Source organism: Thalassotalea castellviae, assembly GCF_031846185.1.
GTDB classification, from domain to species: Bacteria; Pseudomonadota; Gammaproteobacteria; order Enterobacterales; family Alteromonadaceae; genus Thalassotalea_H; species Thalassotalea_H castellviae.
Genome location: NZ_JAVRIF010000002.1, coordinates 141415 through 167249 on the forward strand (window position 1 = coordinate 141415; position 25835 = coordinate 167249).

25 protein-coding genes are annotated in these 25835 nt (G+C 36.7%); all 25 read right to left on the reverse strand.

The window, feature by feature from the left end; all coding sequences use genetic code 11:
* Position 1 precedes the first annotated feature (1 nt).
* The 25 genes from RM573_RS04330 to flhA all read right to left on the reverse strand — a co-directional run bounded on the left by RM573_RS04330 (position 2) and on the right by flhA (position 25813).
* Positions 2–553 (reverse strand): hypothetical protein, encoded by a 552-nt coding sequence (locus tag RM573_RS04330; RefSeq protein ID WP_311577834.1) that lies wholly within the window; start codon positions 551–553, stop codon positions 2–4.
* Positions 546–1112, reverse strand: a complete 567-nt coding sequence (locus RM573_RS04335; RefSeq protein WP_311577836.1) for a GspMb/PilO family protein — start codon at positions 1110–1112, stop codon at positions 546–548. The genes RM573_RS04330 and RM573_RS04335 overlap by 8 nt, the downstream gene beginning before the upstream one ends.
* A complete protein-coding gene (locus tag RM573_RS04340; protein WP_311577839.1) occupies positions 1112–2227 on the reverse strand; it encodes a hypothetical protein in 1116 nt (371 codons plus the stop codon). Before RM573_RS04340 ends, RM573_RS04335 begins: the two co-directional genes overlap by 1 nt.
* 3 nt (positions 2228–2230) lie before the next feature.
* Entirely contained in the window at positions 2231–3142 is a 912-nt protein-coding gene (locus RM573_RS04345) for a type II secretion system protein GspK (protein WP_311577842.1), read from the reverse strand.
* Positions 3142–3840 carry a prepilin-type N-terminal cleavage/methylation domain-containing protein gene (locus RM573_RS04350; RefSeq protein WP_311577844.1) on the reverse strand — a complete coding sequence of 233 codons (699 nt, stop codon included), beginning with the start codon at positions 3838–3840 and terminating at the stop codon, positions 3142–3144. The genes RM573_RS04345 and RM573_RS04350 overlap by 1 nt, the downstream gene beginning before the upstream one ends.
* Positions 3833–4327 (reverse strand): PulJ/GspJ family protein, encoded by a 495-nt coding sequence (locus tag RM573_RS04355; protein ID WP_311577847.1) that lies wholly within the window; start codon positions 4325–4327, stop codon positions 3833–3835. Before RM573_RS04355 ends, RM573_RS04350 begins: the two co-directional genes overlap by 8 nt.
* Positions 4328–4342: 15 nt before the next feature.
* Positions 4343–4774, reverse strand: coding sequence for a pilus assembly FimT family protein (locus tag RM573_RS04360; RefSeq protein WP_311577850.1), 432 nt, complete (start codon positions 4772–4774; stop codon positions 4343–4345).
* Between the two features lie 7 nt (positions 4775–4781).
* On the reverse strand, positions 4782–5984 hold the full coding sequence (locus tag RM573_RS04365; RefSeq protein ID WP_311577853.1) for a type II secretion system F family protein: 1203 nt from the start codon (positions 5982–5984) through the stop codon (positions 4782–4784).
* Between the two features lie 2 nt (positions 5985–5986).
* Complete coding sequence (locus RM573_RS04370) at positions 5987–7639, reverse strand: GspE/PulE family protein (RefSeq protein ID WP_311578897.1); 1653 nt, start codon at positions 7637–7639, stop codon at positions 5987–5989.
* 8 nt (positions 7640–7647) lie between these two features.
* On the reverse strand, positions 7648–8043 hold the full coding sequence (gspG, locus tag RM573_RS04375) for a type II secretion system major pseudopilin GspG (protein WP_311577856.1): 396 nt from the start codon (positions 8041–8043) through the stop codon (positions 7648–7650).
* A gap of 197 nt (positions 8044–8240) precedes the next feature.
* Positions 8241–9293 carry a UDP-N-acetylglucosamine--undecaprenyl-phosphate N-acetylglucosaminephosphotransferase gene (gene wecA, locus RM573_RS04380; protein ID WP_311577859.1) on the reverse strand — a complete coding sequence of 351 codons (1053 nt, stop codon included), beginning with the start codon at positions 9291–9293 and terminating at the stop codon, positions 8241–8243.
* Between the two features lie 225 nt (positions 9294–9518).
* Positions 9519–12251 (reverse strand): SLBB domain-containing protein, encoded by a 2733-nt coding sequence (locus RM573_RS04385; protein ID WP_311577862.1) that lies wholly within the window; start codon positions 12249–12251, stop codon positions 9519–9521.
* Positions 12252–12347: 96 nt separating this feature from the next.
* A complete protein-coding gene (locus RM573_RS04390) occupies positions 12348–13133 on the reverse strand; it encodes an MlaA family lipoprotein (RefSeq protein WP_311577865.1) in 786 nt (261 codons plus the stop codon).
* Positions 13134–13256: 123 nt separating this feature from the next.
* Entirely contained in the window at positions 13257–13715 is a 459-nt protein-coding gene (locus RM573_RS04395) for a DUF2802 domain-containing protein (RefSeq protein ID WP_311577868.1), read from the reverse strand.
* Between the two features lie 63 nt (positions 13716–13778).
* A complete protein-coding gene (locus RM573_RS04400) occupies positions 13779–14273 on the reverse strand; it encodes a chemotaxis protein CheW (RefSeq protein WP_311577871.1) in 495 nt (164 codons plus the stop codon).
* A 90-nt stretch (positions 14274–14363) separates the two neighbouring features.
* Positions 14364–15179, reverse strand: a complete 816-nt coding sequence (locus tag RM573_RS04405; RefSeq protein WP_311577874.1) for a chemotaxis protein CheW — start codon at positions 15177–15179, stop codon at positions 14364–14366.
* A 6-nt stretch (positions 15180–15185) separates the two neighbouring features.
* Complete coding sequence (locus RM573_RS04410) at positions 15186–15962, reverse strand: ParA family protein (RefSeq protein WP_311577878.1); 777 nt, start codon at positions 15960–15962, stop codon at positions 15186–15188.
* A gap of 42 nt (positions 15963–16004) precedes the next feature.
* A complete protein-coding gene (locus tag RM573_RS04415; RefSeq protein WP_311577881.1) occupies positions 16005–17129 on the reverse strand; it encodes a protein-glutamate methylesterase/protein-glutamine glutaminase in 1125 nt (374 codons plus the stop codon).
* Between the two features lie 32 nt (positions 17130–17161).
* On the reverse strand, positions 17162–19255 hold the full coding sequence (locus RM573_RS04420) for a chemotaxis protein CheA (RefSeq protein WP_311577884.1): 2094 nt from the start codon (positions 19253–19255) through the stop codon (positions 17162–17164).
* A gap of 13 nt (positions 19256–19268) precedes the next feature.
* On the reverse strand, positions 19269–20012 hold the full coding sequence (locus tag RM573_RS04425; protein WP_311577887.1) for a protein phosphatase CheZ: 744 nt from the start codon (positions 20010–20012) through the stop codon (positions 19269–19271).
* Positions 20013–20042: 30 nt separating this feature from the next.
* Positions 20043–20426, reverse strand: a complete 384-nt coding sequence (cheY, locus tag RM573_RS04430) for a chemotaxis response regulator CheY (protein ID WP_303448718.1) — start codon at positions 20424–20426, stop codon at positions 20043–20045.
* A gap of 63 nt (positions 20427–20489) precedes the next feature.
* Positions 20490–21209 (reverse strand): RNA polymerase sigma factor FliA, encoded by a 720-nt coding sequence (locus RM573_RS04435; RefSeq protein WP_311577893.1) that lies wholly within the window; start codon positions 21207–21209, stop codon positions 20490–20492.
* Positions 21210–21227: 18 nt separating this feature from the next.
* The gene (locus RM573_RS04440) at positions 21228–22070 is read right to left on the reverse strand and encodes a MinD/ParA family protein (RefSeq protein ID WP_311577896.1); all 843 of its coding nucleotides are present in this window, start codon (positions 22068–22070) and stop codon (positions 21228–21230) included.
* A gap of 42 nt (positions 22071–22112) precedes the next feature.
* Entirely contained in the window at positions 22113–23645 is a 1533-nt protein-coding gene (flhF, locus tag RM573_RS04445) for a flagellar biosynthesis GTPase FlhF (protein ID WP_311577899.1), read from the reverse strand.
* Positions 23646–23710: 65 nt separating this feature from the next.
* Positions 23711–25813 (reverse strand): flagellar biosynthesis protein FlhA, encoded by a 2103-nt coding sequence (gene flhA, locus RM573_RS04450; protein WP_311577901.1) that lies wholly within the window; start codon positions 25811–25813, stop codon positions 23711–23713.
* Positions 25814–25835: the final 22 nt, after the last annotated feature.

Genomic DNA, 25835 nt, shown 5'->3' on the forward strand with positions numbered 1-25835 from the left:
TTTAATTTTTCGCTACATTTTTATACAGCGTCAATTGAATCTTCTGCGTTGGATCAACTGCAGCGTTTGATAATAAAATCTGGGTATTATTCACAATGGTTAATTGGTAACCGTAGACTTCGCTATTTGTTGAAAATTCTTCAATTTTTTTTACACCACTGGTTAAATCTTCAACTTGAATCAGAGCAATAGGTAACGATGTTTCATTATTTTCAGCTGTTGGTATCACAATTGCCTTTAGTACAAGATTATTAGTACCCGCATAGACAGATGACAACTCACCATTTTGTAACGCCTGCTGTTCAAGTGTCATTTTATTGGGTGTGCTGGTTTCAACATCACTCTCTGGTTCTTTTTGCCATTGTAAATATTTTAGCTCTATGGCATCTCTCGTTTGTGAAGTCACCATTGGTAATGTTAAATCTGTAATAATGGTATTGTTGTTATCTTTATTCACTAGCTCTGTTGTAACCATTAATCGGCTACTAATATCACTAATAATCCACAGACTGGTTAACACTAGCACAATGAATGGTATTTTATTTTTAATCATTAGTGCCTGCCATGTTCATATAGACATTGATTTTTAAACGCGCATTCTTACTACTTCCAGGGATACCAAGCTGATTACTTCGCGTAGATATATTAAAATCGTCTATTTGTAACCAAGGTTCGCTGCTTTCTAATTCAGTGAACATTTTAACAATATTAATAAAACTACCATTAAACGAGACTTGCAATTGGTATTTTATCATATTGAATTCGCTTAATGGTGTGGCTGTTTGCCAACCTATATTTAACGAGCTTATATTATGTTTATCTAGCAATTGCTCTATTTGCTGTTGCCTGTTTAATTTAAACTCAGCTTCGGGTTGGTAGGCAAACACTAATCGTTCTGCCGATTGCAACTTTTCTGCGAGAACCTTATTTTTATCGTCAAATAGCCCTTCTTTAGCTAATACGTGCGAGACTTTAGCTAGTTTTTTTTCTTGATTGACGATATTCAATAACTGATTGTCTTGCCAATCAAAAATAGGCACCACGATAAATTTTAATGCAAAAAGCAATGCCAGCAGTATTAATAGGCCTGTATGTTGTTTTAATTCGGTCATCAGCTTTCTCCTTCAATAATAAAGCTAATAACAAACACATCTTTACCACGGCTATTACGTGTAGGGTAATCAAATTTTGCGTCTTTTACTTTGGCAATGTTACTCACACGAGCAAGTAAATCGGTTGCTTGTTCTGTAGAGCCCCGCAGTACAAAACGCTGATTATCTATGCGAAAATTAGAAAAATTAGCATGCTCAAATAATTCGGCAAGTACCAACCATAATTGTGCCGAATTTTTTTTATCTTGATAAAACGCCGTTAACTGCTCGAAACGTTGTTGGTTATTATCAAATAGTTGTTGTTCAGCCAATACCGCATTAACCTCTGATGATTGACTCGTTAACTGTTGTTCAAGCCAATATTGTTTACCTAATAAGTAGCTACTACTGAGTATTAAATAGCTTGAAAATATTACAGCAAAAGGCACCACAGCCTGTTTTAAAAAAATTTCTTTATCAAAGGTACTCTTTAGTTTAACAAACGACGAAAACAGTGAAAAAGACGATGCTTTAATACCACTTGCCAATGCCATGGCTAAGTTACTAGCGGTAAACACGTTTAGTTCATCGTTGTTTACCACACCTGTAGACATTGCAAAACGAGGCACTGAGTTGATCATACTATTTGCAATAGCTGAATGAACAACACCGTTATTTTGTCCAACAAATAATGTCTGATTACCTTCAACTTGCGCAATTTGACCGGGTTGGTTAATTAACGATAATAATAGTGATTCTGGTAGGGTGATAAATGCCTTAGGTACGGATTGATGAAAATGCCAAATATTAGCGCTGGTCTGCCCCTCTTTACTATCAGCGATTTTTGAAAATGACAACTCATTTTCAGTTAGTTCTAATGCTAATAGCTTTTTTAATTCAGTTTTGTTTTCAATGGGGTAGGTTTTAGCGAGTTCTTGATAATGACTTCGAGCGACAATTACCAAGGGTAGTGTTGAATTTGTTACGTCAGATTTTTCAAACGTTAATTCGTTATTTTGCCCTAAACAAAACCTATTTAAGTTTCCATCAAAATAATAGGCAAAGCGACATAGCAACGTTTTCAATGCTGTTGGTATGATTATAGATTTACTCGTTGTTGATTGATTAGTGTTCACTCGTTAACCACGGCTAATAAAGATGTTAAATGGTTTATCTTGCCCTTCGGCATACGGATTTAAATGTAAAAATAACTGTTTAGATATATTAGATTCACCAATTTTTGCTGTAAATTCAATCTTTAAATAATTCGAGACATAAAAATATTGGTTATCTGTTTCTACAATCCCTGTAAGCTCTTTAAAGCGTGCTAATGTCATCTGATTAGTTCCACGCAGTGACACAACTTCTTGCATGGTTGCCTCTCCAACGAGTGCACTTAATATATCAGGTGTTGTGTTATAAGGACTAAACGCCCCAGCTTGATATATTGTACTATTTTTAATGATTAATTGTTTTATGCTCTTTTCAATATTATTAATATTAAGGATATCAGTGACCGAAGGCATCGCCCCATTACGAATAACATATCCGTTGACTGAAGTTTCATTACCATTTGGACGCTGGATACTATCAATATCTTGCCAATCTAACAAGCTATCAACAATACCTTCTATCACAAGTGGTGCATCGACCTTTGTTGCCAGCAGTTGCTTTAATATCTCCACTTTAGGGTAATGAAGCTGTATTAAGCCACTTTGATCTTGAATAGCTATTTCAACATCAGCTAGATAGAAAGGCGTATTATAATAATTAATTCCTGCAAAAGTGGGATGTGAAAAATCACCATTATATGGATTAGTCGTATTTATTGCCTCCATCTTCCGCTTATTTGTTAACAAGTGAAACATTAACAATGATTCAGCATTATTCACACCCACTAATGCTTGAGTTTTATCATTAGCCCATTGCGCTTGCTTTAATTGTGTTTTAGCTGTTTGTGTTAAATATAAGGCCAATACCGACAATATTGCGGTAATTAGTAACACTTGGATCAGAGCGATACCTTTATAATAACTGAATTTATTCATCATTAAGTATCACTGTTAATATAAGGGGATAGCCAACTCTGCACATTAGTTTGCAACATTATTGGCATAACAAGAATTTTGTTATTTTTTACTAAGGTTAATGTCAATTTTTCAGGCATGTATTGCTTATCTATTCCTGAATAACTTTGTTGCCAAAATGGTGCGAAGTTATTTTGTTCGTCATTCGTTTTTTCGTCAATATTTCGCCAACCAAAATATTCAAATGATATTTGTGTGAGGTCGGAAAACAACACCAATGACTGATCAAACTCTATGATTTGTTCAGTACCTTTTAATAATAGGTTTTGCGTTGATTTCGATTGGTAAACAAGATCAAATAACCCCGATGATTTTTCTACTGCCGATAGTCGGAATATTTCACTCACTTCATTAGCAAAAAAACCGCTTTGAGAAACTGCAAGTAAGCTCGTGTTGTGCCCTATAAAGAAGAAGAAAGGTTTTTTCTGAGGGTTAACTACAATAAAACTTTGGATACCTTCAAGTAAACGCTGTGTTAACTCTATATGCTTGGCATTTTTTTCAGCTATAGCGAAGTTACCCAATTCTTTACTCCACCGCGATGACATTAAACTGTAGGTATAGCTACCCGTCAGTAAAAGTAATGATAAAATTGAAATAGCTATCATCAATTCAATTAAAGTAAATCCTTTTATCGCTTTATGGTTAGCTCTTTTAATCATTCGTCCAACTCAACTCATGAAACTGAAACTGTTGATTGGTAGATCGATATTGTACCGCTAGCTCAACTAACCACAACTTATATTTTAAAGGCGGAGTTACGTAATCACCTGTATCAACATCGAGTTTTGTCGGTGCCGACTTAAAGTCTACCTGTTGCGCTTTCCATTGGTAACTCACCTCCCAGACTTGTCCTTGTTTGGCTAGCTCATTTTCTTGAGAGTCACCTAATGAGCGAATATCTTTCTTTATATTAGCTAATATAATCGGCATCATACCTGATAGGGTTACATGTTGTTCCGCTTTTTCACTGCTGAGAAAAGCCCCACGGTATACCATAGAAACCGTGGCGATTGAAGCAAATAAAATAACCGCAGCAACTAATACTTCAATCAAAGTAAAACCATTCTTACTAAATTTTTTTATTGGGTAACTTTGCCCTATCGGACATTTTATTGACGAGCGTTGAACAATGTATTTATCTATCATCACGTAATTTATGCTCTATAAATTTTCGTTGCTTAATTGTTCACCGTTAACCCATGTTGCCAATTCTAGCATCAGAGGCTTACCTCGGTATGTACCAGTAACTTTGTTTTCACTAATAAATCCTTTTTTATTGTAATAAAGTTTCTGGGGTTGAAAAAATAATGACTCGAATGAAGTTGTTTCAATTGGGTTATCAATTCCTTCAACGAACAAAGTAACTTTTTTGCCGGTCAGCTCAACAATATGCGCTTGCCCAGTATGAAAAGCTCGTGCAGAGATTTTACGAAACCAGTTTTTTAAACTTAGCATTTCTTGTTTAGCTTGTGCTTTTTCTAAACTATTAATTGCTAACGGTCCTACCATACCCATTAATAACGCCACAATTGACATAACAATCATTAACTCAATTAACGTAAAACCTCTATTTGTTTGAGTATGGCCTAACATAAAAGAGTTATATCCCGAGTTCGTTAATAGACACCATGCTCATTAACATTACCACAACTACACCACCAACAAATCCGCCCATAAAAAGGATCATTAATGGCTCTAGTAAAGTAGTCATACGTTCGGTCCAGCTTTCAAATTCTTGCCGAGAACGATTCGCTATTTCGTTAAATACACGCTCTAAATTACCTGACTCTTCACCCACTTCTAACAGTGAAACAAAAAAATCAGGGTAGAGTGACGTTTGTTTAAGTGCTGGCGTTAAAGCGCTACCGCCTTTGACTTTATTTTTAGCGATTTCCATTTCACGTTGAAGTACTTTGTTTTTGATATTACCTGCAGATAAACCAATAGCACGGTCAATTTGTACCCCCGCTTTTACCATCATCGCTAGGCCACTATTAAAACGAATGCGTTCAACAGTAATAATGGCTTTTTTGACAACAGGAAGTTTCAAACTAAATTCCTGCCACCATTTGATAAAGCCTGCCTGCTTAGTAGCTAAAACGAGTAAAAATCCAGATGCAATAACACCAATAACTAAAAAACCTTGATAATTAACCATCCATTCACTGGTAGACAACATTACTTGTGTATACCATGGTAGTTCTTTTACATCAGTAAACATTGCCGACATTTTAGGAATGATAAAATTAAAAATAAAAAACACACTCAAAATGCAAACAAAGAAAATAACGGTTGGATAAGCAAGCGAGCTAATAATTTTACGTTGTAAATCTCGTTTAAACTTCAGGTCTTCAGCAAGACCAGCAAAAATTTCGCTCAAATTTCCTGACGCTTCCCCTAATTCGATGAGGTTACAATATAAAGGATCGAATATGTCATCATGCTCTTTCACCGATTCAGATAGGCTCTTACCTTTTTTCAGGTTACTACTAATATTTGCTAATAATTTAGCTAGTGCCGGTTTTGCCTTAGTTTTACGAATAATATCGATACCTCTATCGATACGCACACCTGATTCAAGTAATAAACTCAACTCCGACGTTAAAAACTCTAAATCAGCCAGTGACACTTTATTGCCAAATTTAAGCACTGATTTTTTTTCGTCATTAAGTACTTTAACTTCTGTTGGTAATAACTGCTGTTTTTTAAGTTCAGCTAAAGCCACAGTTTTATTAGATGCTTCTATTTGTCCATCAACTTTTGCCCCTGACTGGTCATAAGCTTTATAGGAAAATGTTGTCATAATTAACCTGCAACTCGAACAACTTCTTCAATCGTTGTAAACCCTAGTATTGCTTTATAAAAGCCGTCTTCCAACAAAGTTCTACGTTGTAATTTTTCGTTATGCTTTTTAGCTTTAGGAATAAAGTTAGAATCTTTTGGCATTGATTTTATTTCATCATCACAACGCAAATACTCTGTAACAGCCATTCTGCCCTTATAACCAGTATTTGCACAATGCTCACAACCTTTTCCTTGCATCAAACTAATAGTTTTAATATTAAATTTAGCTGCAATTGAGTCTAGATTATATTTTTCAATTAATTGAGCAGCTTCAGGGTGAGTTTCACTACAATTTTCACATACTTTTCTAGCTAGTCGTTGTGCGACAATTGATACTAACGCAGCATTAAGCAAAAATTCTTCAACACCAAGATCTAATAATCGGGTGTATGCACTTGCTGCATCATTAGTATGAACAGTAGAAAAGACTAAATGACCAGTAAGTGCTGATTGGAGTGCAATTTGTGCAGTTTCTTTATCTCGAATTTCACCAAGCATAATAATGTCAGGATCTTGACGAACAATTGAGCGTAGACCGGCCGCAAAATCAAAGCCAATGTCACTATTCACTTGCACCTGATTAATACCTTCTAGCTGGTATTCTACAGGGTCTTCAAGGGTAATTATTTTGACATCATCATTATTGAGCGCATTTAAAAAAGTATAAAGCGTTGTAGTTTTACCTGATCCAGTGGGGCCAGTTAATAATACAACCCCAGCCGTCGTTTTGATATCTTCACGTATCAAAGTTTCAATATCGGTAGATAAACCTAAAACAGACATATCATACCGGACGTTATCTTTACGTAAGAAACGTAACACCATGGATTCGCCATCATTTAATGGTAATGCGGAAACACGAATATCCAATTCTTGATTGGCTATTTTCATTTCTATTTTACCATCTTGAGGTCGCCGCTTTTCTGCGATATCCATACCTGATAGAATTTTCAAACGTGTGACGATAGGCAATTGCATACGAGGCGCTAACAGTTCTGCTTCATGTAATACACCATCAACACGAAAACGCGCGCGATAACGACCATTAAATGGTTCAAGATGCATATCTGAAGCACCTTGTCGTAATGCTCTAGAGATAAGCGAATTTAATAAGTTAACCGTCGGAGCTTCAGTTGCAAGCTCTCTTAGCTTAGCTTCTTCATCACCCAATATTTCATGGTTATCTTCTTGCTGGTTAAGAATGTCATACTTTGACGATAGTACTTGAATATCACTTTCTGAAGCTAAAAGTAGTGTCGCATCAATGTTACTTTGATTGAGCCATTCATTGACTGTTAACTCTAACGGGAAACGGCAAGCAAACGTCCAGCTGTCATCATTTTTTGCTAAGGGTATCCAATCATTTTCAATTAAAAAGTGAAGCTCTTTCTCTGTTATTGATGGTGTCGAAGCATCTAACCATTCATTGATATTAACTAAGGGAAGTTGTAAATATTTACTATAAAGTAATGGCACTTGATCATCAGGCAAACTGCCCATATTAACGAGAATTTGCTCTAAACGACCGCCGTATTTTTTTTGATAATTTTCTGCGCGCGTTAAATCAACACGTGAAACCATAAAGTCTTGAACAAGAAGTTCAGCTAACTGCATTTTTTGCATTATTTGTGCACTATATCTGCATTACCATCCGCACCGCCAGGTTGACCATCAGCGCCATACGACATTATTTTATATGGGTTACCATCTTCACCAGGTACAGAGTACACATAAGGATTTCCCCAAGGATCAAGAGGTATAGCCTTTGGTAAATATGGGCCATCCCAGCGCGGCTTATCACTTTTTCTCAACTCTTCTAATGAAGAAGGATAACTGCCCATATCTAAACGGTAGGTATCAAGTGCAGTTTCAAACGCATTCATTTGAGCGGACGCAATACCTCTCTCTGCAGTGCCTAACTGACTGAAAAACTTTGGTGCAACAAGAGATGCAAGTAACCCTAGAATGACAATGACTATAAGTAATTCAATCATTGTAAAGCCTTGATGTTTTTTCATATTTATTCAATTCCGGAAATTTGTAAAAGTTTATCAGTACTATATTCAGCTGTCGAATATTAAAAGTATTAGCTAATGTTTTGAAACAAAATTCTATATTACCTAAATATTAATGACATGTAATATAGAATTTATATTAGAGATTTTATTGAAGAATATTATTACCTGAACTAATCAAATGCATTAATTAAAAGAGGTTATTTTAACGCTCGAATAAATTTCCAAGCGTGTTGAATCGCATATGAATATGTAATAAAGGCAACTAGATAAAGCGATAATAAAATCCACTCAGCCACCATAAAAATTTCACCAAGAATACCTACTAATGCAAAAGAAATCGCTAAAGCACTAATTGCCCATAATGATTGGCGAGATGATAAACCTAAACGCATGCAAATATGATGAAGATGCCCATTATCAGCTTTAAAGGGTGAATCTCCTTTACGAATACGACGGATCATAATAGCGAACATATCCATCAGAGGAATAGCAATGATCCATAAGGCAGTAACTGGTCTAAAAGCAGCTTCTGATAACTCAGTAGTTTGGGTACTAAGCGCTAATAGCCAAATAACGGTGAGTCCCATAAACATGCTACCGGCATCTCCCATAAATATTTTTTTACCTCGAGGATTACGAGTACTAACGTTATAAAATAAATAAGGAATGATAGCTACGACTAAAATAAGCGGTAGCAAAATATCGGCTGAGTTATCATTTAATACGGTAAGTATTGCCACTGAAGAGATAGTCACAATACTCATGGAGCCTGCTAAACCATCTATCCCATCTATCATATTAAAAGCATTGATAGCAGCTACACAGGCTAGCATAGTAAATATCATGCCGAAATTTCCTAACTCAACGGGCCCAGTCGCAAAAAGGTTACCAAAATCATGAATATAGATACCTGCGCCAAACACCATGATTGTGGCAACTATGCCTTGGAATATCATCCTAGGTGCAACTTTTAAGTCGTAAATATCATCCATCGTGCCGATAAACACTAACAGGGCTGATGAAATAAAATATAAATTAAGTAATTTACTTTGATCAATAAAAAGAGTCGAGGCAATTAGTACCCCAGTATAAATCGAGATCCCGCCGATTAAAGGAATTGCACCATCATGCTTTTTTCTTGCATTAGGTAAATCAACTAAGCCAATCTGCGGCGCTAGCGGTAATAAAATTTTAATAGTAGAAATAGAAACAACAAAAGCGACTAAAAGTGCACTTATAGTAAATAGCATTAGATAACCCTGTTTATTAGCCTTAAAATTCCTTTTTTAGCTAATTTTTTATATTTAAATGTTACAAATAAAAAGCGCGCTAATTATAGTATTCAATTAGCCGCTAATCTAGGCTTTGACAAAAATATTACTCGTAAAATTAACATAAATGTAAATAAATTTGCTTTTTACCAGTAAATGCCATTATTGAAGAGTGATATTTACTGGTATTCAATTTAATTATTTTTATAAACCTGAAATTGCCGCTACAGCAACCGCTGCCTGATAAACGATTTGTGTAGCTGCCTGCCATAAAGATAAATCTTCCATAAAATATGAGTCTAAAGGTACTACCACTGTATCGCCCGGTTTTAAGCTTTCATCGGTTGATTCAAACCAGTTACTGTTATTTGGTATTTCAACCGCACCATTGGCTTTAATAACATAAATTCGATCATTATCTGCTTGTTTTTTACTACCCCCACTTAAATCCACATAATCATATGCGGTTAAGCCTTCCTGATAGATATGTGAAGAAGCCACTTGTACCTGACCAACAACATTGATGGAGTTTTGTTTCGATGGAATATAAAGCACATCGCCATCTTCCAAGATAACATCAACGTCAGTATTTGCAGTGATTTTTGGTATATCAATAACTAAGCGACCAATCGGTTTTATGTTAGTTAGATCCGCAAGTAACTGACTGGTTTGTTTATAATCAAAATTAGCAGAGCCTTCACGTTGTGATAAGTTTTTAGAAGCTATCTCCATTCTTAAACTTTCAGACACTTTAACCAGATTTTTCAATTCAAGTTGCTTTAATTTTTCACGTGTAAATAACGACGCTTCAATATAAGCAAACTCAGTAAAGCCACCAACGCGTTCGATTAATTGCCCCAATGTTTCACCGCGTTTAATGGTGTATTTTCCTGGGAATTTAAACTCGCCTTTTAGCTCTACATTATGGTTTTCTTGCCAAGAAGGAATATGGTGTACATTGATACGATCTTTACTTTCCAATAAATGGTTATCTTGCTCACTACCATTTAAAGCGGCTGATAATTTAAAATTAATCGACGTTTTATCGGCTTTCTCATTTACGATAACGTTTCGTGTAATTTCAGACTTCATTAAATAGGCTGACTCTAGTAAGCCACCAGAAGCTTTAATTAAATCGTTGACTCTGCCATTTTTCGGTAAAGGATACAGACCCGGATATTTTACCGCGCCATCAACTTCAACCATTTGAATAGGTTGTCCAGAAGCGGCTTGTCGTTTAAGTTGTTCTATAATTGGCGCTAATAATCGTTTACGAGAGAAAAAACCTAGCTCTCGAATTTCAAGTTCTTTATTTGTTTCACCCGCAAGCTCTTCAATTGACTGGTATGTTTGTTTTAGCGTTTCTTTTGCCTGATCAACTTCATTAATCTCTTTTATTGCTGTACTGGAATCTTCATCGCCGTAATGATCCCAAAACTTTCGAGATTCATATTTTTTTTCTGCATTTTCTTTTTCAAGATCAAACAGTTCAGTTTTTGTTAGGGCAAAATCATCTAGCGAATCAATATTTGAAGCAATAGTTTCAATATTTGAGAAAACAACAATTTTATCACGTGGTTGTAATGTTAAATTATCTGTTGAAGAAGTGTCGCTTAAAGCATCGAATAAACTAAATTGCAGTACTTCAATATTTCTTCCAATGTCTTTTTCACGAATAATTAAACTATAAGTTAGATCTGCATCATCTTCTAAATACGCATGAATATCAGGGATTAGATCCGTCACTTTTTGATGTTCTTTCCACTGGTAACGACCTGGACGAGCGACAGCACCAATAATGGTTACGGCATCCTCATATAAATCAGAAGTTTTCATCACACGGATAACATCACCTGATTTAACCGAATGTTTTAATGATTCTTTATCTGTTAAATCAACACTTTGAACAATCCTAAGATTTTCGTCATTGAAACGTTCTACAATCGTAGATGCTGGGTAAGCTGAAGGTAATAACCCACCAGCCATAGATAATGCCGATGCAAATGTATCTTGCTTGGAAAGTTCATAAATTGCAGGACGAGTAACTTCACCATCAACGGTTATTTTATCGCCAACAGGATTGATAAAGACGACATCACCAGATTTGAGCATTACATCGTTAGAAGAATCACCTTTAATTAATAAGTCGTATAAATCTAACGTTGTAATTAATTTACCGGCTCTTTTTAATTGGATATTTCGTAATGAGCCAATATCATTGATACCACCAGCGGCAAATAAAGCATGGGTAATACTTGATAATGAATTCATCACATAAGGACCAGGTTTAAAAGCTTCGCCCAAAACAAATACTCTAATAGAACGCAAGTCACTTAACGTTATAATGGCTTCTACACCTAAAATTTTACTGCTAATTTGATTTGCTAAATATTTTTTGACCTCTAAAAAGGACATGCCAATCACTGAAAATGCTCCGAGCTCTGGCAGAATAATTTGTCCTTCTCGTGTAACTTCTACGTCGTACTGATTATTTTCTTTACCAAAAATTTGAACGGTTAAAACATCTCCAGGACCAATTAAATAAGACTCTGGCACTGCGATATCAATGTTGGGTGCAAAGGTTAAAGGTGCGTTAGCAAAAACATCATAGCCAAAAGGTTGAGGGCCTTTTTCTTCTTCCTCGGTATCTGTTGTAGGTTGGTTATCGAAAATTGGATTACCAAATTCATCGAACTGAGTGCCTCTTGGGTAATACTGTTGTAGTGTTTCTGCATTTTCAGTGGTGTTACTTTGGCTAGTCGACATTTGACTTTGAAGCGCAGAAAAATTGATTCCCATGCTTTGTGCCAACGATTTTTGTTGGGCAGGCGATAACTTTTTAAATTGCGCAAGTTGCTGTGGAGTAATATTACTTGGCATTTGCGCCGCAGATAATTCACCAACAAACATCACACTCAAAAAAAGAGCTATAAACATACTGAAAATTTTACTTACTTTAATCATTTATCACGCCAAAAGTTACTTAATTCAAACAAGGGTTTAATTATTTTTATCTTCAAAATTAATTAGTTGTTAATCAATTTCTTCAAATTCATCCATAAAAGCTTCTAAATCTGCTTCACTTTCATCTACCTCGATTGGAGGGTTACCATCATACACTTTATAGTTAATATTTTGAAAGTATGCGTTTTTAACAAATTCATAAGAGTCTACTGAATCGTTGATTAATTGCTCCTGATCAGCAAGTGCGGCTCGTTTCTCTAATCCGATCACGCCAACTCTTAATAAATTTGGCCAAAAATCTATAATCGCAAGAGGCCAATAATATCGATCAACATAGTCGCCAACTTCTTCTCTAACAGACGTTGGACCCATTGCAGGTACAACTAGATAAGGCCCATCACCTACTCCATAAACGCCGAGCACTTCACCAAATTCTTCTTGCTCTCGTGTCCAACCAAAATCACTGGCAGGATCAAAGATCCCGAATAAGCCTATGGTCGAGTTTAAAACAAACCGGCCAGTATTTTTAGCCGCCGCTGAAAACTTACCTTGCAATAAATGATTAATAATTGACGATGGCTCATTCAAATTCATCGCCATATTAAATAAGCCTGTACGCACATCTTCATTAACATATTCAACATAGGCTTGCGACGTGGGTTTTAAGACATATTTATCGGCATAATTCCAAGTAAAATCCCAAAAAGGTCGATTAATAGACTCTAACGGATCTAACGGTGCATTCGCATTTTGTTCAACTTTGGGTGTTGACGAGCAACCAGCAAGAACGAATAAAAATACACTCGCTAAAAGTTTACTATTTGTAGAAAAGTTTTTTATAAAAGCAAAAGACAAAACAATCTTTCCTTGGTTCAATATTGTACGTCTGTAAATTGCTGAGGAGTTTAACATGCAAGACCGCTACACGGTACTTTTTGATGTTTAAAAATGATGGAAATATTAATAAAAATTGTAAAATTAGGTGTTTTTCTGTTTATGCATAGCGATAAGTATTTCTGCTTCCGCATGAGGTAGATCACATTCTCGAACGAGTTCTTCAACATCTGCCCCTAACTTCACCATTTTTTGGGCGCGACTATACAACTTATCTTCGGGTTGCTGCTGTTGAATTTGTTCTATAGTTTCATGGGTTTGTGTGAGTTTTTCTTGCAAAACTTTTATTCGATGTTCAAGTTGTTGACTAATTTGTCGGTGCTCTAACTGCCAGGCTTGCAGGGAATTTTCTTTCGCCGTTAACTCACTTTGTTGTTGTTGATTAGCAAGTTTTAATTCATTAATTATAAACTCGTAACTTTCAATTTGTACTTCTAACGCACTGAAACGAATTTGATTTTTTTTGTTTTGAAAGAAAATGAGTACAAATAAAAATAACACTAGTGCTAAAGCAGCAAGACTATAAACCATCAATACATCCATAGCAGTCGTTTCTTTTCCATACTCATTTCAAAAGGCACTCAATACCGTTTAGTGCCTGATCAGTTAGAATTGTTTCAATTCATCCCATTCATCATCAGAAAGTAATTTATTCAAGTCGACTAAAATAAGTAATTCACCATCTCTATTTGAGACACCTTGAATGAATTTAGCACTTTCATCATTACCAACATTTGGCGCAATATCGATTTCAGAAGCTCTTAAGTAAACAACTTCGGCGACACTATCCACTAAAATGCCTATTACTTGCTTTTCAGCTTCAATAATAACGATGCGAGTATTATCAGTGACTTCTGATGATTCGAGACCAAATCTAGAACGAGTATCAATTACGGTGACAACATTACCACGTAAATTAATAATCCCTAAAACATACAAAGGTGCACCTGGAACGGGTGCTATTTCGGTATAACGCAAGACTTCTTGAACTTGCATAACATTAATACCATATGTTTCACTATCTAATTTAAATGTTACCCATTGTAGAACTTCATCATTGGTATCAACATTATCATTTGCACTGCGTCTTTCTTCAGACATACCGCTTGCCTCTTAAAGTTATTCACTTTTCCACTAGAATATTATTAATATAGTCTATCGTTCAAGTTTTTAATATTAATTCTATAAATATTAATGTGTTGACTGATTTACATTCGCACCTTCTTCAAGCATATGGATTAATGCATCAACATCTAATAAAGCGCACATTCGCTCTTTGACTAATCCTGCTAACCAAGGCCTTTTCTGAGAATCTTCTAACCATTTCACATCTTCGTGCTCTAAAGTAACCGTATCAATTAAATTTTCAGCCATCAATCCCCAAGGACTATTATTTAACATGATGATATATTGATAGTTTAGCGAATCTTTTAGCGTTTGGTTACATTTTTCTGGCATGACCCAAACGGCAGTATCAACAACATTGATTTTTTCTTCTCGATGAAGCATCACGCCTGTAAACCACTCAGGTTTACCGACTAAACTATTAATTTTATCTACGTTATGAATACCACCTAATTCAATCAGAGGTACAGCAACGGTTAAGCCTGCCACTTCAAAAAACATGGCTTGAAAACTACCCTTTCGATAATTTTTATCGGCGTCAATTTTAAACTCAGCTAAGCTTTTTTTCGTTTGAATTTGCGGCTCTGTTTCGATCTCAACTTCAGGAATGACTTCAACTTCAGGCGGTGTTTTACTTTCAACTTTAACCTTAGCAGGTTCCATTATTTTATTTGCTGATTTAGCAGAGGTGACCGCTTCAAGCGTTGATTTTTCAATGTTGTTAGCAACACTTGCTTGTTGTAATAATTTATCGAGCTTTTCTTTCTCAGCAGTTTTAGATAGTGCTTCAGCTTCCAAATTTGGACTGTTCTCTTCTTCTGTCATTAACTCTGACAGATAGTTTTGCATTAATTTTTGGCTCGCAGCTAAAGACTTTTTCATAAATAATTAGCTCTTTTTCTTATGAAGTTTAATTAAATAGTCTAGCAGTTTTTTATAAGCTAAAACCCCTCGACTAGAAGGAGAATAGTCAGATGGCACACGTTGAATATTACTAGCATTTCTAAAATTGGTGTCAATCGGCACAACGCCATTCCAAACAGCATCACCGTATAAGTCTTGTAATTTTTTGTATGCTAATAAAGAAGCTTTAGTTCGTTTATCAAACATGGTCGGAATGATGGTATAAATAAAAGGCTTTTGTTGTTCACCTTGCATTATTTCCATTGTTTTCATCATTCTATCTAAGCCTTTTAGCGCAAGAAATTCTGTTTGCACCGGAACAATGATCCTATCAGATGCAACTAGCGCATTTACCATTAATACGCCAAGAACGGGTGGACAATCCATTAAGACATAATCGTATTCATCTGAAAGCTTTTGGATGGCTTTTTTAAGAACTAGCCCCATGCCTCCTTTAGCACCTAAAGATCTATCTAATGTAGCTAAGCCCATTGTCGCGGGCAAAATATCAATATTTTTATAGGCGGTAGGACAAAGTGTTTGCATGATTTGTTCTTTGGTAGAAACTTGAACGAATAGATCATAAACACTTAGCTCAAGATCTTCTGATTCTATACCAAAATAATAACTAAGAGATGCATGGGGGTCAGTATCCACTAATAAAACTCTTTTGCCACGTTCGGCTAATAATCCACCTAACGAGATAGTTGAAGTAGTCTTACCTACACCACCTTTTTGATTTGCTATTGTCCAAACAACCAAAAGTTCACCTATTGTGTTATTAAATTAATCAAAAAATGAAAGCTATTTATAATTAATCTCTTTCAAGATAGCTTTAGAAAAATCAAGTAAGGGTAATTCAAGCGATGAAATTCCAGCATTGGCCACAGCTTGCGGCATACCATAAACGACACATGTTTCCTCATTTTGAGACCATATCACGGACCCTTTGCTTTTTAACATTCTTGAGCCATCACGTCCGTCAGATCCCATCCCTGTTAATATTATAGCTAAAACATTATTAGAAAATATTTTTGAAGTAGAACCAAAAGTTATATCAACACTTGGTTTAAATGCTATTCGTGCAGAATCATCATCTAAAATTTTAATTCTAGGGTTACTTTCCTTCCCTTCTAACACCATTTGTTTACCGCCGGGCGCTAAATATGCACAACCGGGTTTAAGTGAATCACCATCTTCCGCTTCTTTGACGGTTATTTTACATAAGGAATTCAGCCGAGTTGCAAACGCTTTAGTAAACGCTGCCGGCATATGCTGTACCATAATAATAGGTAGTGGGAAATCACTCGGTAATTGAGTTAATATTTTTTGTAAGGCAACTGGCCCGCCGGTTGAAGTTCCTATGGCTAAGAGTTTATAGGTATTTCCTGACGCTTTATTGAAACTAGTTGACCTTGGTGTCGTTTTGTTAGCATCAAGTGGTACCTTTTCTTTCACACTTTGAGTGCTTCTAGACGTTTTTAACGCGGACGATTCTTTATTAAAACTAGTTCGCGTAATCCTACCAACTTTTTTATTGGCTAACTCTAATACTCGTTGCTTTAATACACTACCAGCATCGCCTGACGTTTTTGCTATCTCATTAAATTTTTTAGGTAAAAAATCTAATGCCCCTGCATCTAAAGCTTCTAGCGTTGCTTTTGCCCCTTGGTGAGTTAATGAAGAAAACATTAAAATAGACGTGGGTGAATTCGCCATAATCTGCTTAACAGCTTCAATACCATTAAGCAGCGGCATTTCGATGTCCATAGTGATGACATCAGGTTTTAATTCTTTTGCTTTTTTTACTGCTTCGACACCATTTACAGCAACATCTATTACCGTTAAGTTTCTATCACTATTAAGGATATCACTGACTCTACGACGGAAAAAACTTGAGTCGTCAACAACCAAAACCTTATAGGCCATTTATCATCTCTTTAAACTTGCTTTATCAGCAATTATGAACGCAATTTTTTATTTACGATGGATTTTTTTGCGTAATACTTCAGCATACTAGGCACATCAATAATAAGCGCAATACCACCATCACTTGTAATTGTTGCACCAGCCATGCCAGGAGTGCCATGTAAAAGTCTATCTAAAGGTTTAATCACAACTTCTTCTTGACCAATTAAGCTATCAACAACAAAACCGATTTGTTGTGCGCCTAACTGAACAATAACAACATGCCCTTTATCTTTAGGTTTATCATCACAGCCTTTCACTAACCATTGATCTAAATAAAACAATGGAATAGCTTTTTCTCGAACAATAATGGTTAATTGACCATCAACTAAATTAGTATTGGTTAAATCTAAATGGAATATTTCATTCACTCCAGCGAGCGGTAAAGCAAAAGTTTGCTCGCCAACAACCACCATCAAAGTAGGTAAAATCGCTAACGTTAATGGAACTTTAATCTCTAAAACCGTACCTACACCCATTTCAGAGTCAATATTTACAGTACCGTTTAATTGGGTGATTTTTGTTTTAACCACATCCATACCAACGCCACGACCAGAAACTTCTGAAATTTCTGTTTTCGTTGAAAAGCCAGGGGCAAAAATTAGATTAAACGCATCTGAGTCTGACATTCTATTGGCAGCATCGGCATCTAAAACGCCCCTTTCAATAGCAATTTCTTTTAATTTCTCAGCATTCATGCCGGCACCGTCATCTCTTATGGTTAATAAGATATGATCACCTTCCTGCGATGCTGATAACACAACTGTCCCTTCTCGAGGTTTACCAGTAGCTTCTCTTCGATCGGGCTCTTCAATACCATGATCAACAGAGTTTCTAACTAAATGCACTAATGGATCCGCTAAAGCCTCCACTAAGTTTTTATCTAAATCGGTTTCTTCACCTTCGAGAATTAATTTAATTTCTTTATTTAAACTTCTCGCTAAATCACGTACAACGCGCGGAAAACGTCCAAAGACCTTTTTAATCGGTTGCATACGAGTTTTCATTACAGCCCCTTGAAGGTCTGTAGTAACAGCATCTAAATTTGAAACCGCTTTAGTTAAGTCTTCGTCTTCTTTGGTCATTCCTAAACTAGTTAAGCGATTTCTCACTAACACCAGTTCACCTACCATATTCATAATTTGGTCTAGACGTTGAGTATCAACACGAACCGTTGTTTCGCCCTGTGGTGCAGCTGGAGCAGCTTTTTTATCTGCGGCTTTTTTAGCTGGCGCTTTTGCCGGAGCTGGTTTAGCTGCCGGAGCTGGTTTTGCTGCTGGGGTTGGTTTTGCTGCTACAGGTTTTTCAACTGGCTTAGGGGCAGATGGTTTTGTCGTATTTTGCGGAGCTTTACCTTGACCATGCAATTCATCAAGTAAGCTTTCAAACTCATCATCATCAATTTCATTAGAAGACTTTGCCGGCGTGTTTTTACTCTCAATATCAGGAGAAAATGCGCCTTGGCCATGTAATTCATCAAGTAAATTTTCAAACTCATCGTCTGAAATTTCATTACTATCGCTTGAAACTGGTGTAGGTTTTGCAGCAGAAGCAGTCGGAGAGCCGCCATGTAATTCATCTAAAAGACGTTCAAATTCATCTTCGCTCATTTCATCATTTGAGGAAGAGTCGGCAACTGCTGGTGTTTCAACTTCTGCCACAGGTTCTGGCTCACTTGCAGCTTCTGGCTCTGCACCTTCAGGTGTACTTAATCGATGCAATTCTGCAAGTAATTCAGCATCTGCGGCAACTAATTCTTCTCTTGCTTGCACCAAAGCAAACATCTCATTAATCGTATCTAATGCTTGTAAAATAACATCCATTAAATCCGAAGAAACTGAACGTTGACCATTTCGAAGCAAATCGAAAATATTTTCAGCACCATGACAAACATCGACAAGTTCAGTTAAGGCTAAAAATCCCGCGCCACCTTTAACGGTATGAAATCCCCTAAAAATCGCATTGAGTAAATCAGCATTGTCAGGATCATTTTCTAGTTCTACAAGTTGCTCAGATAAACTTTCAAGTATTTCACCAGCTTCGATTAAAAAATCCTGAAGAATTTCTTCATCCGCTTCATAAGACATCCAGCAACTCCTATTAAAAACCTAAACTAGATAAAAGATCATCAACGTCATCTTGGTCAGCGACCACGTCATCTCTTTCTTTTGCATTAACAATTGGACCTTCAACTAGGTTCTCACCTACTTTAGGTTTAGCTGATTCATCAGCCTCACCAGAAGAAATACCAAAGGCTGTTAACATATTAATTAAACTATCTTCAACTTCTCTTACTAAGTCGATAACCTTACGAATCACTTGTCCGGTAAGATCTTGGAAATCTTGCGCCATTAATACATCGGTCATCAATGCATGCATATGTGCAGTATCGCGGTCTGTCGTTTTCAATAACGCATCTATGTCTTTACATAGCACTTTAAACTCGGTCACCGATAAATCATTGTTCATTAATTTATCCCAGAGCGGGTTCACTGCTTTAACTTGCGCTTGAATATTATCAACGACCGGAAAGATTGATTCTACGGCATCCATCGTTTTATTAGCCGCTTCTTCTGTGCGAGTAATAACGTAATTTAGTCGCTCTTTAGCATCTGGAATATCAGCATTAGCAAGATCGTTCAAGCGAGAATCAACTTGAAAATTCATAAGAGAATCATGAAGTTGTCGCGTTAACTTGCCTATTTCAGCAAATAATTCAGTGTTGATAGGATTCTGAATTTCAGCGATTAAGTCGTCCGCTTTATCTTGCTGCCCTGTTTCTATGTATTCAACAAGCATTTTCGCTTGTTCCAAAGAAACATGCACACCATTATCTTTACTCATGCAACATCCTTACCTGACAGAGAGTGCCAATTATCCTAAGCGTTCAAAAATTTTATCAAGCTTAGTTTTTAACGTTGCTGCGGTAAATGGTTTAACAATATAGCCATTAACACCCGCTTGGGCTGCCATAACAATCTGCTCTTTTTTCGCTTCAGCGGTTACCATCAATACAGGTATATGAAGTAACTTTTCATCAGCGCGAATCGCTTTGAGAAGGTCTATACCTTGCATTCCAGGCATGTTCCAATCAGTTACTACAAAATCAAATTCACCTTCTTTAAGCATAGGTAATGCAGTACTACCATCATCAGCTTCTTGAATGTTAGTGAACCCTAAATCACGCAATAAATTTTTAACTATACGTCTCATTGTTGAAAAATCATCAACAACAAGCACTTTCATATTTTTATCCAAGGCACCCTCCAGGGAGATCATTCAAAATTTTTAAATCTAAAAAACTACTGGTATATATTGTACTTAACTTTGCCAAGATTGCATACGAGCTTTTAATCTATGTAATGCTTGACTATGAATTTGACTAACTCTTGATTCACTCACATCGAGAACTTGGCCAATTTCGCGTAAATTCAATTCTTCATCATAGTATAGTGACAGTACTAAAGCTTCTCTCTCGGGTAAAGTAGTAATGCATTCAGAAAGCGCTTTTTTAAAGATAATTTGTTCTATGTCCTCATAGGGGTCATGATTGTTTTTATCTTCAAATGATTGAATGACATCTTCACTCACGCCGAGGTCATCAATTCCTATTATTTTACCCGAACTTACCTCACTAAGAATATGATGGTACTCATTGAGCGAAATATCAAGTTTTTCAGCAACTTCAATATCTGTTACATCACGACCAAGTTGTGCTTCTAATGCTTTTATCGCTTCACTCACCATTCGGCTATTTTTATGAACCGAACGAGGAGTCCAGTCACCGCGGCGTATTTCATCTAACATGGCACCGCGGATCCGTATACCAGCGAAAGTTTCAAAGCTTGCGCCTTTGCTAGAATCGAAATTATTTGCCGCTTCAAGTAAGCCAATCATGCCTGACTGAATAAGGTCATCAACGATGACACTAGAGGGGAGTCTTGCCAATAAGTGATAGGCAATACGTTTGACTAAAACGGTATGCTGTTCAAGCAATGCGCTTTTATCAATGTGAACATTATAAGTATTAGCTTTTACCAAAGTAGTCTACTCTTTTGACTAGTTTTCTAATAACTGCTCAATGAAAAATTCAAGATGGCCAGATGGATGATGGGGAATTGGCCATTTAGTAATTTTACTCGCTAATGCTTTAAAGGCTTTAGCGGCAGGTGAGTCTGGAAACGCCTCAACAATTGCTTGCTGCTTTCTTACTGATTTTCTAATATTTTCATCGAAAGGGATTACGCCAACTAAATCCAAAGCGACATCTAAAAATCGGTCAGATACCTTGGAAAGTTTAGCAAAAAGTTGTTGGCCTTCTTTTGGACTTCTCACCATATTTGCCACAACTTTAAATTTAAAGACATCGTGATCACGACTAAGTAGTTTCATTAATGCGTAACAGTCAGTGATTGACGTTGGTTCATCACACACCACCAATAATACATCTTGTGCGGCACGAGTAAAACTTAGCACCATATCTGATATACCTGCTGCGGTATCAACAACTAACACGTCAAATTGCGTTCGCATATCACTAAAAGCACGAATTAAACCAGCGTGTTCTGACGGGGTTAAATCCACCATAGATTGAGTGCCCGAGGTAGCAGGAATAATATTGATTCCAGCAGGGCCTTTTAAAATAATATCATCAAGCTCACATTCACCTGATAATACATGTGAGAGATTACGTTGAACTCTTAAACCTAGCATTACATCGACATTGGCGAGGCCTAAATCAGCATCTAAGACTAAAACCCTTTTCCCCAATTGCGCCATGGCAATTGACGTATTTAATGAAACATTGGTTTTGCCTACCCCACCTTTACCACCAGAAACTGCTATGACTTTTATTTGATGATTTTCTTGCATTTTTCGTAAGCCACTCGCCTGATCTATCATTAATTTTTTCTCTATTTTGCTCAATATCTGCGTCGATATTGTTTACATACTCACTGCATGACTTGTTGGCATTGGCCGCCATGAATTTTGGCAATTTACTTTTGTTGCTAATCTATCTGCAAGCGTAACTAACTTTTCAGCATTTGCAACTTTAATATCTTCAGGAACTCTTTGTCCATCAGTAAGATAACCTATTGCTAATCCATTTTGAATAGAAGTTGCAATGATTTCGCCAATACTTAGACTTTCATCAAGTTTAGTATAAATAGCACCCGCTAATGGTACTTTTTTAAATCGTTCCACATTTTCTTGCATTACACGCTGTTGCGTATTCGCAGCCAGCACTAAATAATTACGAATTCTAACACGAGAATTTGCCATTAATGCGGTTAAATGTTCAGAAAGACGCATATCTCGTTGCCCCATTCCTGCAGTATCAATTAAAACTAGTTTTTTATCAGCATATTGCTCTAATAGAGTATCTAACGCTTTTGCATCTTTAGCTAGCTTTACTTGGCAACCAATAATACGTCCGTAAGTAGAAAGTTGTTCAAAACCGGCAATTCGATAACTGTCTGTTGAGATCATAGCCACTTTGTCCGCGCCATGAATTTGAGCAAATCTTGCCGCTAATTTAGCGATAGTGGTGGTTTTACCCACCCCGGTAGGTCCCACTAATGAAACCACGCCACCACGATGAATAATATCATTGTTAGTGGTGTTTAATTGTTGAGCTAATAATTCTTTCGCCGTCTCCCAAGCTTGTTCTTCATTATTGTGAACAGGAATTGCGCTTGAGATTTGATCCGCAACTTGATCATTAATGCCAATATTTAATAAACGGTTGACCATCAAGGCTTTGCAAGGATCTTTTTTCGCCATATCTTGCCACATTAACCCTGATACTTGGTGCTCAAGTAATTCTCTGATAGACGCCATTTCTTTACGCATCTTTTCAACTTCTTCCGACGCGCCAATATCTACACGATTATTTTTACTTGCTGGACTGATCCCTGACGCTTGATGATTTTCTAAGGGTTCATTAGCCTGATGTTCATTTTGGCTAAAATTATGTTGATTGTTTACAGGTTCGCTAGTGGTCTGTTTTTCTGAATTATTTGATGTATAAAGCGAACCTTGTTCCAATCTATCAGTGAAACTTTTTAGCTGTTGTTCTATGTCTTGTTGCGCGAGGTTAGATTGAGTCTTTGCTTGTTGACTAGCTTGTTCACGTTGTACTTTACGTTGAAGCAATGCCGATAAACTATCAACACCCCCTGCAGAGTTTTGTTCGTTAGGCATAGGCTGTTTTAAATTTTTACTAGACGACAGTGACACCACGTCATTTTCAACATCTCTTGATTCCATGGATGCCTGAGCAGAAGTACTTTCTTGATTGTTAGCCTTTTCGCTTGTAGGTGCTGGGGTTTGCTGACTGTAATCAACTGCCGCCATTAATTCGACACCTTCAGGAATTTTTTTATTTGACATAATGACGGCATCAACACCTAATTCGTGTTTGATTTGTTCTAATGCCGTTCTCATATCTTTTGCTACAAAACGTCTAATTTTCACGAAAAACCCCTTACCGAATACTTAACGGCTATAGTCATTTACCAATACTTTTGCTTTACAGGTGATTACTGGCCAATCGAACTAACAATCTTGATTTGCTTGTCATCTGGTATTTCCTGATAAGAGATAACTCTTAAACTAGGAATAGTATATTTAACAAACTTAGCTAAGACCGTTCTTAAAATTCCTGAGGTCAACAATATTGGGGTATTTCCTGCCAATTCTTGTTGTTGTGCTCCGTCAGTTAAAGAGGTTTGTAATCGTTCAGCTAAGCCTGGTTCAATACCGGCGCCATCATCACCTGCCATTTGCATTGACTGGTGCAACATTTGTTCCAACTCTGGTGACAAAGTTATGACAGGCACTTCAACATCAGGACCCACCAACTCTTGAACGATAAATTTACGTAAAGTAATTCGCACGGCAGCGGTTAATACTTCTGGATCTTGACTCTTACCTCCGTATTCAACAAGGGTTTGAATAATGCTTCTCATATCACGAATTGCAACACCTTCATTCATTAAGTTTTGTAACACTTTAACTATAGTGCCTAAACTTAAGATATCCGGAATTAATCCTTCGACTAATTTAGGGTAATTTTTCCCTAAAATATCTAAAATATTTTGTACTTCTTCATGCCCTAATAATTGTGAAGCATTATTAGTGAGGATTTGACTTAAATGTGTCGCTAAGACAGTTGCAGAATCAACCACGGTATAACCTAGCGCTTGTGCTTGTTCACGTTGTGATTGCGTGATCCACACTGCGTCTAAACCAAAGGCGGGATCTTTCGTCGCAATTCCCTCTAATTTTCCATAAACCTGACCAGGATTAATCGCTAAATCATGATCATGTCTTATTTCCGCTTCCCCAACAGTGACGCCCATTAAGGAGATTTGATAGGTGTTAGGATCTAAATCTAAATTATCACGAATATGCACCGCGGGAACGAGGAAACCAAATTCTTGAGACAGTTTTTTCCTCACCCCTTTGATGCGATTAAGCAACTCACCACCTTGTGATTTATCTACTAATGGGATTAAGCGATATCCGATTTCCAAGCCAACAATATCAACATGGTTAACATCATCCCAACCTAAGTCTTTTACTTCCGCTTCTTGTTGCTTCGTTTCTATTTGAGCCGCTTCTTTTTGTTTTTCCAGATCTATAGCTTTTGCTGCTTTAAATTTACTACTGAAAAAAGCACCGCCGGCAATCAGAACTGCAAACAACAAAAAGGCAACATGTGGCATACCAGGCACTATTCCCATGATAAACATCACACTAGCTGCTATATATAAAGACTTTTCTTGACCTAGTTGTCCACTCACTTGCGAGCCCATGTCTTCACTCGTATTTTGTCGAGTCACAACAATCGCAGTACCAACAGACAACAATAATCCCGGAATTTGGGCGACTAAGCCATCACCTATGGTCAGTAACGTATAAATTTCCACCGCACTATCAAAATTCAAATCATGTTGGATCATGCCAATGACTAACCCACCAACAATATTGATAAAAAGAATTAAAATGCCAGCTATTGCATCCCCTTTAACAAATTTACTTGCACCATCCATCGAGCCATAAAAGTCCGCTTCATTGGTGATTTCAATACGACGCTCTCGCGCTTGATCCGCATTAATAAATCCTGCGTTTAAGTCAGCATCAATCGCCATTTGTTTGCCAGGCATTGCATCTAACGTAAAACGGGCTGTTACTTCTGCAATTCTGCCAGCCCCTTTTGTCACAACAACAAAGTTGATAATGATCAGGATAATAAACACCACTAAACCAACCGCGTAGTTACCACCGATAACCACTGAGCCAAACGCCTCGATAACTTTACCTGCGGCATCGGGACCTTCATGCCCTTCTAATAAAACAACACGGGTACTAGCAACATTTAAAGCCAGTCGTAAGATAGTCGCGATCAATAATACCGCTGGAAATGAGCCAAACTCTAAAGGTTTAAGCGTGTAAACCGTGATTAATAACACCACTAAAGATAACGCGATATTAAAAGAAAAAAGAATATCGAGTAAAAAAGCCGGCATAGGTAAAATCACCATACCTAAGGTCGCCATGACTAACAACGGTGTTCCCAGCCCTGACAGAAAGCTAAACTTTTTTTGTTTTATTTGATTTAAATGAGCGACTAGTTGCATTTAATTACATGATAAATTTTTG

Bases quoted from the DNA above. Each gene is read 5' to 3' on its own strand.
- RM573_RS04440 (WP_311577896.1), bottom strand. From the start codon at position 22,070: ATGATAGATCAGGCGAGTGGCTTACGAAAAATGCAAGAAAATCATCAA.
- flhA (WP_311577901.1), bottom strand. From the start codon at position 25,813: ATGCAACTAGTCGCTCATTTAAATCAAATAAAACAAAAAAAGTTTAGC.
- RM573_RS04330 (WP_311577834.1), bottom strand. From the start codon at position 553: ATGATTAAAAATAAAATACCATTCATTGTGCTAGTGTTAACCAGTCTG.
- RM573_RS04425 (WP_311577887.1), bottom strand. From the start codon at position 20,012: ATGAGTAAAGATAATGGTGTGCATGTTTCTTTGGAACAAGCGAAAATG.
- RM573_RS04415 (WP_311577881.1), bottom strand. From the start codon at position 17,129: ATGGCCTATAAGGTTTTGGTTGTTGACGACTCAAGTTTTTTCCGTCGT.
- RM573_RS04335 (WP_311577836.1), bottom strand. From the start codon at position 1,112: ATGACCGAATTAAAACAACATACAGGCCTATTAATACTGCTGGCATTG.
- RM573_RS04360 (WP_311577850.1), bottom strand. From the start codon at position 4,774: ATGTTAGGCCATACTCAAACAAATAGAGGTTTTACGTTAATTGAGTTA.
- RM573_RS04400 (WP_311577871.1), bottom strand. From the start codon at position 14,273: ATGTCTGAAGAAAGACGCAGTGCAAATGATAATGTTGATACCAATGAT.
- RM573_RS04405 (WP_311577874.1), bottom strand. From the start codon at position 15,179: ATGAAAAAGTCTTTAGCTGCGAGCCAAAAATTAATGCAAAACTATCTG.
- RM573_RS04365 (WP_311577853.1), bottom strand. From the start codon at position 5,984: ATGACAACATTTTCCTATAAAGCTTATGACCAGTCAGGGGCAAAAGTT.
- RM573_RS04370 (WP_311578897.1), bottom strand. From the start codon at position 7,639: ATGCAGTTAGCTGAACTTCTTGTTCAAGACTTTATGGTTTCACGTGTT.
- RM573_RS04355 (WP_311577847.1), bottom strand. From the start codon at position 4,327: ATGATAGATAAATACATTGTTCAACGCTCGTCAATAAAATGTCCGATA.
- RM573_RS04350 (WP_311577844.1), bottom strand. From the start codon at position 3,840: ATGATTAAAAGAGCTAACCATAAAGCGATAAAAGGATTTACTTTAATT.
- RM573_RS04395 (WP_311577868.1), bottom strand. From the start codon at position 13,715: ATGGATGTATTGATGGTTTATAGTCTTGCTGCTTTAGCACTAGTGTTA.
- RM573_RS04420 (WP_311577884.1), bottom strand. From the start codon at position 19,255: ATGTCTTATGAAGCGGATGAAGAAATTCTTCAGGATTTTTTAATCGAA.
- RM573_RS04345 (WP_311577842.1), bottom strand. From the start codon at position 3,142: ATGATGAATAAATTCAGTTATTATAAAGGTATCGCTCTGATCCAAGTG.
- gspG (WP_311577856.1), bottom strand. From the start codon at position 8,043: ATGAAAAAACATCAAGGCTTTACAATGATTGAATTACTTATAGTCATT.
- wecA (WP_311577859.1), bottom strand. From the start codon at position 9,293: ATGCTATTTACTATAAGTGCACTTTTAGTCGCTTTTGTTGTTTCTATT.
- RM573_RS04385 (WP_311577862.1), bottom strand. From the start codon at position 12,251: ATGTTTATAGCTCTTTTTTTGAGTGTGATGTTTGTTGGTGAATTATCT.